The sequence below is a fragment of the Planomonospora algeriensis genome (assembly GCF_977012225.1).
The window spans coordinates 1-10647 of record NZ_CDRNDK010000210.1 but is presented as its reverse complement, the minus strand read 5'-3'; the positions used below and the strand labels follow the sequence as shown (position 1 = coordinate 10647).

The window sequence follows — 10647 nt, the reverse complement described above, 5'->3', positions numbered from 1 at the left end:
GGCCCGCGGTCGCGCTCCCGGCGTGCCGCCCTGCGCCGGGGCAGCCCGCTGGGGCCGCTGGCGGTCGTGGCGGGGGTGACCGCGGCGGTGCTCGCCGGCGACCTGCTGACCGGTACGACCCTGCAGCTCAACAGCGTGATGGGCTACTCGGCGGTGGTCGGCGCCCGCTACTACGGTCTGGGCAACATCCCGTTCGCGTTGTTCGCCACCTCGGTGCTGCTGCTGGCGGCGACGATCGCGCACCGGCTGGCGGGCCGGGGCCGCCGGGTCGCCGCGATGGCGGTCTTCGCGGTGCTCGGCGGCGCGGCGATGATCCTGGGCGGCTGGCCGGGCGTGGGCAGCGACTTCGGCGGCGTGATCGCGTTCGTGCCGGGCATCGCGGTGGCCGCGCTGCTCGTCGGGGAGCGGCGGGTCTCGATCGTCCGGCTCGGGGCGCTCTGCGCGGCGGGCGGCGTCACCGTGATGGCGATCGCCTACCTCGACCATCTGCGCCCGCCGTCCTCCCAGACCCACCTCGGGCGGTTCGTCGGCCAGATCTACAGCGGTGAGGCGCTGGACGTCATCGGCCGCAAGTTCGGCGCGATGGTGGGCACGCTCCTCAGCCCCAACCTGATGCCGATCGTGGTGGCCGCGCTCGCGTTCCTCGTCTACGCGCTGCTGCGGCCGGAGAAGGCCACCGCCGGGGTGCTGCCGGCCGCGTTCGCGTACTCCCCGGCGCTGCGGGCGGGGCTGATCGGCACGCTGGTCAGCGGCGTGGTGGGCATGCTCGTCAACGACTCGGGCGCGGCGGTGCTGTCCATGGCGCTGGCGCTGGCCGTACCGCTGGTGCTCTCGGTGGGCGTCGCGGTGCTGCGCGACGGCGGCTCGCCTTACGCGTCGGGCCAGCAGCCGGCCAGCAGCGACCTGGTGTCGCGGAGCAGCTGAGGCAGCACCTTGGTCTGGCCGACCACCGGCATGAAGTTGGTGTCGCCGCCCCAGCGGGGCACCACGTGCTGGTGCAGGTGGGCCGCGATGCCCGCGCCGGCCGCGTCGCCGAGGTTCATGCCGACGTTGAAGCCCTGCGCGCCGCTGGCCTTGCGCAGCGCGGTCAGCCCGCGCCGGGTGAAGTCGGCGAACTCCGCGGTCTCGGCGGGGTTCAGGTCGGTGTAGTCCGGAACATGCCGGTAGGGGCAGACCAGCAGGTGGCCGGAGTTGTAGGGGTAGAGGTTGAGGACGGCGTAGACGGCCTCGCCCCGGGCCACGATCAGCCCGTCCTCGTCGTCCAGCTTCGGGATCTCACAGAACGGGCAGCCGTCCCCCGGACCCGAGCCGGTCGGCTTGTTCTCGCCCTTGATGTACGCCATCCGGTGAGGGGTCCAGAGCCTTTCGAACGCGTCCGGCGTCCCTGCTCCCTGCTGGAGCTCTGGCTCGTTGCTCATGGCGGCCAGCATATTGCCCGGCGGATCCGTCCGGTCAGGTGCCTCCCCGGGTCACCGGTGAGGCACCGGGGACCGCTGTGACGGCGCGGCGGGGGATAATTCCGGCAGAGTCCCAGCGAGCGTGACAGACCACAGCCGAGGAGCACCAATGACGACCGACGTCTCCGCCGCGGAATCCGTCGAGGACACCGTCGAAGCCGCAGGAACCGCAGCAGGCATCGAGGACGGCGTGTCCCCCGTCGAGACGACCGCGGTGACGCCCGCGATCACGGCGACGGCGGCGGACCCGGTGACGCCCGCCGTCCGCCCGTTCTCGCTCGGCCTGTCCGTGGCCTCGGCCCCCGAGCCGGTCTCCGGGGCCGTGGTGAAGGGCCGGATCAAGGTCGCCGACGAGGTGGTCGAGAAGGTCGCCGCCCTCGCCACGCTGGAGGTGACCGGGGTCGCCGACCTGGGCGAGGACGCCGGCCAGCTGGCGCAGGCGCACCGGGAGCGCTCCGGCGCCCGGCGGGCCGGCCGGGGCGTCGGCGCCCACGTCCAGGACCGGACCGTCGCCGTCGACGTCGCGATCGTGGCCGAGTACGGCCACGTGGTCATGGACGTGGCCAACGAGGTGAAGACCAACGTGGCCCGCACGGTCAGCCGGATGCTGGGCATGCGGGTCGTCGAGGTCAACGTCACCGTCGACGACGTGCGGCTGCCCGGCGAGGTCGGCTCCGAGGTCGCCGGAAGCACCGGGAGCGGCGAGGACGGCACCCCGAACCCGGACGCCTGAGGTCCGGACCTCAGGTCCGGACACGGAACGCGGCGGGCCGCGCAGAACGGCCCGCCGCGTTCACGCGGACGGAAGGCGACCGGACCCGCGCGCGGCGGGCGGGCCCGTGCGGAGCCGGAGCGCGCACAGGGCCGGACCCGTATGGGCCCGGCCCGCGTGGAAGAGGTCAGACCTGGACGCGGCTCTCGATCGCGGCGACGATCTCGTCGATCGCCTGGTCGACCGGGACGCCGTTCTTCTGCTCGCCGCTGCGGAAGCGGAAGGAGACCGCGCCGTTCGCGATGTCCTCGTCGCCCGCCAGCAGCATGAACGGCACCTTGGCCTTCTGCGCGTTGCGGATCTTCTTCTGCATCCGGTCGTCGGAGGTGTCCACCTCGATCCGGATGCCGCGCTCCCGGGCCTTCTTCGCCACGTCCTGCAGGTAGGGCGCGTGGGCCTCGGCGATCGGGATGCCGATGACCTGGACCGGAGCGAGCCAGGGGGGGAACGCGCCCGCGTAGTGCTCGACCAGGACGCCGAAGAAGCGCTCGATCGAACCGAACAGCGCCCGGTGGATCATGACGGGCCGCTGCCGCGAGCCGTCCGCGCTCTGGTATTCGAGCTCGAAGCGCTCGGGCAGCATGAAGTCGAGCTGGATGGTCGACATCTGCCACGAGCGGCCGATCGCGTCGCGCGCCTGCACGGAGATCTTCGGCCCGTAGAAGGCCGCGCCGCCCGGGTCGAGGACGAGCTCGAGGTTCTCCGACTCGGCGACCTCGCGCAGCGTCTCGGTGGCCTCCTCCCAGGTCTCGTCGTCGCCGATGGACTTCTCCGGGTTCCTGGTGGACAGCTCCAGGTAGAAGTCGCTCAGGCCGTAGTCGCGCAGCAGGTCGAGCACGAAGCGCAGCAGCGAGGCCAGCTCGTCGCGCATCTGCTCGCGGGTGCAGTAGATGTGCGCGTCGTCCTGGGTGAGGCCGCGCACGCGGGTCAGGCCGTGCACGACGCCCGACTTCTCGTAGCGGTAGACGGTGCCGAACTCGAACATGCGCAGCGGCAGCTCGCGGTAGGACCGCCCGCGCCCCCGGAAGATCAGGTTGTGCATGGGGCAGTTCATCGGCTTGAGGTAGTATCTCGCGCCCTCGAGCTCCATGGGCGGGAACATGCCGTCGGCGTACCAGTCCAGGTGGCCGGAGGTCTGGTAGAGGTTCTCCTTCGTGATGTGCGGGGTGTTGACGAAGGAGTAACCCGCCTCGGTGTGCCTGCGCCGCGAGTAGTCCTCCATGAGCTTGCGGATCATGCCGCCCTTGGGGTGGAAGACCGGCAGGCCCGAGCCCAGCTCGTCGGGGAAGGAGAACAGGTCGAGCTCGGCGCCGAGCTTGCGGTGGTCGCGCTTCTCGGCCTCCTCCAGCAGGTGGAGGTACTCGTCCTGCTTCTCGCGCGACTCCCAGGCGGTGCCGTAGATCCGCTGCAGCTGCGGGTTCTTCTCGCTGCCCCGCCAGTAGGCGCCGCCGGAGCGCATCAGCTTGAACGCCGGGATGGACCGGGTGCTCGGCACGTGCGGGCCGCGGCACAGGTCCTTCCAGCACAACTCGCCGGTCTTGGCGTCGAGGTTGTCGTAGATGGTCAGCTGGCCCGCGCCGACCTCGACGCTCTCCTCGTCGGCCGCGCCGCCCTTGAGGCCGATCAGCTCCAGCTTGTACGGCTCGGCGGCGAGCTCGGTGCGCGCGTCGGCGTCGGAGACGGGACGGCGGGAGAACAGCTGCCCCTGCTTGACGATCTCGCGCATGCGCTTCTCGATGCGCTTGAGGTCGTCGGGGGTGAACGCGTTGGCGACGTCGAAGTCGTAGTAGAAGCCGTTCTCGACCGGCGGGCCGATGCCGAGCTTCGCCTCGGGGAAGATCTCCTGGACGGCCTGGGCCATGACGTGCGCGGTGGAGTGGCGGATGATCGCCCGGCCGTCGGCGCTGCCGGCCTCGACGGGCTCGATCGCCTCGCCGTCGGCCACGACCGCCGCGAGGTCCTTCAGCTCGCCGTTCGCCCGGGCGGCGACCACGGAACGGCCGTCGGCTCCGAGGACGTCGCCGTACGTCGTGCCCCCGGCCACCACACGCTCGGCTCCGGCGAGGGTGATGCGAAGTTCTGGCACGGCAGACACGGTTGCTCCTTCGATGAGTGGTCAGAAAACCGATGCTACCGGTGACCGCAACGCGAATTCCCGGGCGTTCCGCCCGCGGCGCCCGGGCGGGTTCCGCGTACCGGACGCGGGCGCGCGAGCGCCCGGCCGGCGTCCGGCGGGTCGTCCGCCGTCCTCTCCGGCGCTCCGGCACGCCCTCCGCAGCGTACGGAGGGGCGTACGGAGGACCTCGGCCCCGTCGTCGGCGAGCCCGTCCGCGGCCCGCCCCGGGGACATCATTTAGTCTTGGTCGCTGTGAACGCAGCAGCTCAGACTTCCGGCGCCCACGGCGTCGGCATCGCGACCATCACCCCCGACGGGACCGTGCTCGACACCTGGTTCCCCTCCCCGAAGCTGGGTGAGCCCTCCGCGCCGGGCACCCGGCGGCTGACCTCCCAGGAGGCCGGGCAGGCCCTCGGCCCCGCCGCCGCCGCGCTGCTCGGCCCCGACGCCGACCGCGGCGTGGAGGTCGTCGCCGTGGAGACCGGGATCGCCAAGCTGTCGGAGCCGCCCGCCGACGCGCACGACGCCTACCTGCGCCTGCACCTGCTCTCGGCGCGCCTGGTCAAGCCGCACGGGCAGAACCTCGACGGCGTCTTCGGCCTGCTGAGCAACGTCGTGTGGACCAACCACGGCCCCTGCGCGGTCGAGGGCTTCGAGGAGGTGCGGCTCCGGCTGCGCGCCCGCGGCCAGGTGACCGTCTACGGCATCGACAAGTTCCCCCGGATGGTCGACTACGTGGTGCCGACCGGCGTCCGGATCGCCGAGGCCGACCGCGTCCGGCTCGGCGCGCACCTGGCCGCGGGCACGACGGTGATGCACGAGGGCTTCGTCAACTTCAACGCCGGCACCCTGGGCACCTCCATGGTGGAGGGGCGCATCTCGGCCGGGGTCGTCGTCGGCGACGGCTCCGACGTCGGCGGAGGCGCCTCGATCATGGGCACCCTGTCGGGCGGCGGCAAGCAGGTCATCTCCGTCGGGCAGCGCTGCCTGCTCGGCGCCAACAGCGGCATCGGCATCTCCCTGGGCGACGACGTGGTGGTGGAGGCCGGTCTCTACGTCACGGCCGGGACCAAGGTCACGCTCCCCGACGGCAGGGTCGTCAAGGCCGCCGAGTTCTCCGGCGCCTCCGGGCTGCTGTTCCGCCGCAACTCCACCACCGGCGCCGTCGAGGTCGTCCCCCGCCAGGGCACCGGGGTGGAGCTCAACAGCGTCCTGCACGCCAACGACTGACCGATGGCTGGCCAGGGAGCGGCGCCGGATTCCAGGATCGGCGCGACCGTCGCGCGGTGGGTGACCGACCTCTTCTCGCCCCAGGCCCTGGTCATCGGCCTTCCGCCGGTGGTCGGCCTGGCCACGGGCGGCTGGCAGGGCGCGGCGTGGGGGCTGATGGCCTCGCTGCTGTGCGGCGGCGTCCCGGCCGGGGTGATCCTGGCCGGGGTGCGCTCCGGGCGGCTGGACTCCCACCACCTGGTCGACCGGGCGAGCCGGACCAAGCCGCTGCTGGTGGCGATGGTCGCGGTGGTCGTCGCCCTGGTGCTGCTGGCCTCCCTGGACGGGCCGCCGCTGCTGGTCGCCACGGTGGCCGCGATGCTGTCCGCCCTCGCCCTGACGGTCCCGATCACCCTCCGCTGGAAGATCTCCTTCCACGCGGCCGTGTCGGCGGGCACCGTGGTGGTGCTCGCCCACACGCTGCCCGCCGTACCGGCCCTGGCGGTGGGCGCTCCGGTCGTCGCGGTGATCTGCTGGGCACGGGTGCGGCTGCGGCACCACACCCTCGCCCAGGTCGCCGGCGGGGTGTCAGCCGGCGGTCGGTTCGGCCTGGCGACCCCTGGCCGCGTTCGGCGTCTGACCGCCGCGTCCGCGGCTCCCGGGCCGTACGGCGCGCCTTCGGGGGGACGCCGTACGGCCCCGGGGGTGCGCCGTACGAACCGGAGCCGTGTCGCCGGAGGCCGCCCGGACGGCGCCGCGCGGGGCCCGGCGCGCCGTCAGAGGAGGGTCTTGAGGAACTCCCGCGTCCGGTCATCGGAGGTGAACTCGGCGGCGGCGAAGTCGGTGACCCCGGCTGCGGCGAGCGTCTCGATCTGGGCGGCGACGGCCTCCTCGTCCCCGACGATCGCCACGTCGGCCGGGCCGGCCGCGCCCTCCCGGTCGAGCACCGCCCGGTAGGACGGCAGCTGCCCGTAGACGGCGAACACCTTGGCCGCCCTGGCCCGCGCGGCCTCGACGTCGTCGGTGACGCAGACGGGCAGCGCGCAGACGATCCGCGGCGCGGGGCGGCCGGCGGCCGCGCGCCTCGGTGACGGCGGGGGCGATGTGCTCGGCGACGGTCCTGGGGCCGGTCATCCAGAGCACGGTGCCGTCGGCGACCTCGCCGGCCAGCTTGAGCATGCGCGGGGCCAGGGCGGCGACGAGGACCGGCAGGTCGCCCGAGCCGGGCGTGCTCAGGCCGATCCGGGCGGTGATCGTCTCGCCTTCGAAGGTCACGTTCTCCCCCCGCGCCAGCGGCATCAGCACCGACAGGTACTCGCGCATGTGCCGGGCGGGCCTGTCGTAGCTGTAGCCGAACATGCCCTCGATCACCATCTGGTGGGAGAGCCCGATGCCCAGGGTCAGGCGGCCGTCCAGGGCCGCGTTGGCGGTGAGCGCCTGCTGGGCCAGCGCGGCCGGGTGGCGGGGGTAGGTCGGCACGACGGCGGTGCCGAGCTCGATCCCCGGCACCGCGGCGCCGGCCACGGCGAGGGCGGTGAGCGCGTCGAGCCCGAAGATGTGGGAGACCCACGCCGAGGTGAAGCCCTCATCGGCCCCGCGGGCGATCTTCTCCCGCAGTTTGCCGAGCACATCGGGGGATTTGGGCTCGTTGACGAACAGGCCGATTCGCATCGCTACCGAACTCCATTCTGGTGGTTCGGGCCAGTGTAGGACGCCTTCCGCCGTGAACCGAATATTGTTCCGCGCAAACCGTCCCTCCCTGCCGCGCCGGGCGGCATGCGGGCGCGCGGACGGGGCACGGGTGACGTTCGGGGCAGGAGTTCGCCGCGAGGATCAAGCGACCGCCGGCAGGGAGGACGACCGTGGCGCCATGGGCCGATCACGCGATCTGGTGGCAGGTGTACCCGCTCGGGTTCACCGGCGCCGAACCGGACGCGCTCCCGGACGCGCTCCCGAACGCGCTCACCGGCGCGCTCTCTGACGGGGCCCGGTCCGGCATCGGCTGCGGCACCTGGAGGCCTGGCTGGACTACGCCGTGGAACTGGGCTGCTCCGGCCTCCAGCTGGGGCCGGTCTTCGCCTCCGAGACCCACGGGTACGACACCGTCGACCACTTCCGGATCGATCCGCGGCTCGGCGACGACGCCGACTTCGACCGGCTCGTCTCCGCCGCCCGCCGGCGGGGCCTGCACCTCGTCCTGGACGGCGTCTTCAACCACGTCGGCCGGGGCTTCGAGATGTTCCGGCGGGCGGACGCCGACCCTGCCGCGGCCGCGTGGTTCCGCCGGACGCCGGACGGGACGGACTACGACGTCTTCGAGGGCCACCACCGCCTGGTGGCCCTGGACCACGGCGAGCCCGCGGTGCTCGACCACGTCGTGCGCGTCATGGACCACTGGCTCGGCCGGGGCGCGTCGGGCTGGCGGCTGGACGCCGCCTACGCGGTGCCGCCGCGCTTCTGGCGCGAGGCGCTGGACCGGGTCCGGCCGTCGCATCCCGGCGCCTGGTTCGTCGGCGAGGTCATCCACGGCGACTACGCCGGATACGTCCGCGACAGCGGGCTGGACTCCGTCACCCAGTACGAGCTCTGGAAGGCGATCTGGAGCTCGATCAACGACGGGAACCTCTACGAGCTGGCCTGGACCCTGGAACGCCACGGCGAGCTGCTCTCGACCTTCACGCCCCTGACCTTCGCCGGCAACCACGACGTGACCCGGCTGGCCAGCCGCCTGGACGACGACCGCCACCTCGGCCACGCGCTGGCCGTGCTGTTCACCGTCGGCGGCATGCCCAGCGTCTACTACGGCGACGAGCAGGGCCTGCGGGGGATCAAGGAGGACCGGGCCGGCGGAGACGACGCGATCCGCCCGGCCTTCCCCGACCGCCCCGAGGAACTGCCCGGCGCCGGGTGGCCCGTCCACCGGCTGCACCGGCGCCTGATCGGGCTCCGCCGCCGCCATCCGTGGCTGATCCGGGCCCGCACCACCCTGTCGCACCTGAGCAACCGGGCCGCCGCGCTGCTCTCCGCCGACCCGGCAGGCCCGGACCGCCGGCTCCTCACCCTGCTCAACCTCGGCGACGCGCCCTACCGCTTCCCCCCGGAGACCTTCACCGGGATCCTCACCGGGACCTCCCCCGGCGGGACCGCACGGCTCGCCGTCCTGGAGTCGTCCGGCCCGCCCTCACCGGGAGACCCGGCCCTGGTCCCCGCCCACGGCTGGGCCGTCCTCGGCGGACGCTGACCCGCCCCGAGGCCGCCCCGGCACGGATCGATCCCTTGACTGCCCCTTGTGATAACGCTAACAATCGGGCGGCACCGGCCCACCGCCGCCGAGCCGGCCTCCGGACCGGCCACGGGCCCGGGCCCGCCCACCACCGCACCGACAGGGAGCAGCTTCCGTGCAGCAGGCACACGTCACGCTCGATCCGGCCTTCCGCATCGCACCGGTGCACCGCCGTACCTTCGGCACGTTCGTCGAGCACCTCGGCCGGTGCGTCTACACCGGCATCCACGAGCCCGGCCACGCCACCGCCGACGAGGACGGCTTCCGCCGCGACGTGCTGGAACTCACCCGGGAGCTGGGGGTGACGACCGTCCGCTACCCGGGCGGCAACTTCGTCTCCGGCTATCGCTGGGAGGACGGCATCGGGCCCGTGGAGAACCGCCCCCGCCGGCTCGACCTGGCCTGGCACAGCACCGAGCCCAACCACATCGGCCTGGACGAGTTCGTGCGCTGGTCGCGCAAGGCCGGGGTGGAGCCGATGATGGCCGTCAACCTCGGCACCCGGGGCGTCCAGGAGGCGCTCGACCTGCTGGAGTACTGCAACCTGGAGTCCGGCACCCACTGGTCGGACCTGCGCCGCGCCAACGGCGCCAAGGAGCCCCACGCGATCCGCATGTGGTGCCTGGGCAACGAGATGGACGGCCCGTGGCAGATCGGCCACAAGACGGCCCGCGAGTACGGCAGGCTCGCCGCGGAGACCGGCCGCGCGATGCGCATGCTCGACCGCGACCTGGAGCTGGTGGCCTGCGGCAGCTCCGGCTCGTCCATGCCGACCTTCGGCGCGTGGGAGGCCACCGTGCTGGAGGAGGCCTACGACGTGGTCGACTACGTCTCCTGCCACGCCTACTACGAGGAGCACGACGGCGACCTGGCCAGCTTCCTGGCCTCGGCCGTCGACATGGACCACTTCGTGGAGTCGGTCGTGGCCACCGCCGACAGCGTCCGGGCCCGGCTGGGCGCCAAGAAGCGGATCAACGTGTCGTTCGACGAGTGGAACGTCTGGTACATGTCCCGCTTCCAGAACGCCGAGCCGCCCGCCGACTGGCCGGTCGCGCCGCCGCTGCTGGAGGACCACTACCACCTGGCCGACGCCGTGACCCTGGGCGGCCTGCTGATCTCGCTGCTCCGCCACAGCGACCGGGTGACCGCGGCCTCCCTGGCCCAGCTGGTCAACGTGATCGCCCCGATCATGACCGAGCCGGGAGGCCGGGCCTGGCGGCAGACCACCTTCCACCCGTTCGCGCTGACCGCCGCGCACGCCCGCGGCGACGTCCTGCGCGTCGAGCCGGTCTCCCCCGTCCACGAGACCTCCAGGTACGGCGAGGTCCCCCTGCTGGACGCGGTGGCCACCCGGGACGCCGAGACCGGGGAGACGGTCCTGTTCGCGGTCAACCGCTCGACGAGCGAGCCGCTCGAACTGACCGTGGACTCCCGCGGCCTCGGCGCGGTGACGCCGACGGCGGCCGTCACCCTGTCCGGCCCCGACGTCTACGCCCGCAACACCGCCGACGACCCCGACCGCGTCGCCCCCCTGCCGCTCACCGGCGTCACCGCGGACGGCGGCGCCTGCGGACGGTGCTGCCCGCCGTCTCCTGGAACATGATCCGCCTGTCCGGCGCCTGAGTCCCCGCCGGTGGTGGTGGCGCCCCTCAGGCCTCGGCGTTCACCTGGGCCGCCACCACCGGCGGATGCGCCGCCGCCGTCCCGCGGTCCCGGCGCAGGACGGCGTCGAGCGCCCACGGTCCCGGGCCGAGTACCGCGACGAGGAAGAAGGACCAGCAGAACAGCGCCGCGAGCTCACCGCCGTTGA

6 protein-coding genes and 2 pseudogenes are annotated in these 10647 nt (G+C 73.2%); 5 read left to right on the top strand and 3 right to left on the bottom strand.

Annotation, left to right across the window (positions count from 1 at the left end):
* Positions 1–924: pseudogene (locus ACWJ6R_RS20820) on the top strand (hypothetical protein); the annotation flags it as partial.
* Here ACWJ6R_RS20820 and ACWJ6R_RS20815 read toward each other — a convergent pair.
* Complete coding sequence (locus ACWJ6R_RS20815; protein ID WP_449063836.1) at positions 870–1418, bottom strand: HIT family protein; 549 nt, start codon at positions 1416–1418, stop codon at positions 870–872. The pseudogene ACWJ6R_RS20820 and the gene ACWJ6R_RS20815 overlap by 55 nt on opposite strands.
* A 148-nt stretch (positions 1419–1566) precedes the next feature.
* On the opposite strand from ACWJ6R_RS20815, the gene ACWJ6R_RS20810 reads away from it, so the two are divergent.
* Positions 1567–2190, top strand: coding sequence for an Asp23/Gls24 family envelope stress response protein (locus tag ACWJ6R_RS20810; RefSeq protein WP_449063835.1), 624 nt, complete (start codon positions 1567–1569; stop codon positions 2188–2190).
* A 166-nt stretch (positions 2191–2356) separates the two neighbouring features.
* On the opposite strand, the gene thrS is transcribed toward ACWJ6R_RS20810, so the two are convergent.
* Entirely contained in the window at positions 2357–4324 is a 1968-nt protein-coding gene (gene thrS / locus ACWJ6R_RS20805) for a threonine--tRNA ligase (RefSeq protein ID WP_449063834.1), read from the bottom strand.
* A gap of 273 nt (positions 4325–4597) precedes the next feature.
* On the opposite strand from thrS, the gene dapD reads away from it, so the two are divergent.
* Entirely contained in the window at positions 4598–5575 is a 978-nt protein-coding gene (dapD, locus tag ACWJ6R_RS20800; protein WP_449063837.1) for a 2,3,4,5-tetrahydropyridine-2,6-dicarboxylate N-succinyltransferase, read from the top strand.
* Positions 5576–6364: 789 nt separating this feature from the next.
* Here the strand turns inward: dapD and ACWJ6R_RS20795 are convergent.
* Positions 6365–7225 carry a TIGR03564 family F420-dependent LLM class oxidoreductase gene (locus ACWJ6R_RS20795; protein ID WP_449063833.1) on the bottom strand — a complete coding sequence of 287 codons (861 nt, stop codon included), beginning with the start codon at positions 7223–7225 and terminating at the stop codon, positions 6365–6367.
* 364 nt (positions 7226–7589) lie between these two features.
* Here ACWJ6R_RS20795 and ACWJ6R_RS20790 point away from each other — a divergent pair, with 364 nt between their 5' ends.
* Complete coding sequence (locus ACWJ6R_RS20790) at positions 7590–8795, top strand: alpha-amylase family glycosyl hydrolase (protein WP_449063832.1); 1206 nt, start codon at positions 7590–7592, stop codon at positions 8793–8795.
* Positions 8796–8952: 157 nt separating this feature from the next.
* Positions 8953–10460, top strand: a pseudogene (gene arfA, locus ACWJ6R_RS20785) (arabinosylfuranosidase ArfA).
* Positions 10461–10647: the final 187 nt, after the last annotated feature.

Bases quoted from the DNA above. Each gene is read 5' to 3' on its own strand.
- ACWJ6R_RS20810 (WP_449063835.1), top strand. From the start codon at position 1,567: ATGACGACCGACGTCTCCGCCGCGGAATCCGTCGAGGACACCGTCGAA.
- ACWJ6R_RS20815 (WP_449063836.1), bottom strand. From the start codon at position 1,418: ATGAGCAACGAGCCAGAGCTCCAGCAGGGAGCAGGGACGCCGGACGCG.
- ACWJ6R_RS20795 (WP_449063833.1), bottom strand. From the start codon at position 7,225: ATGCGAATCGGCCTGTTCGTCAACGAGCCCAAATCCCCCGATGTGCTC.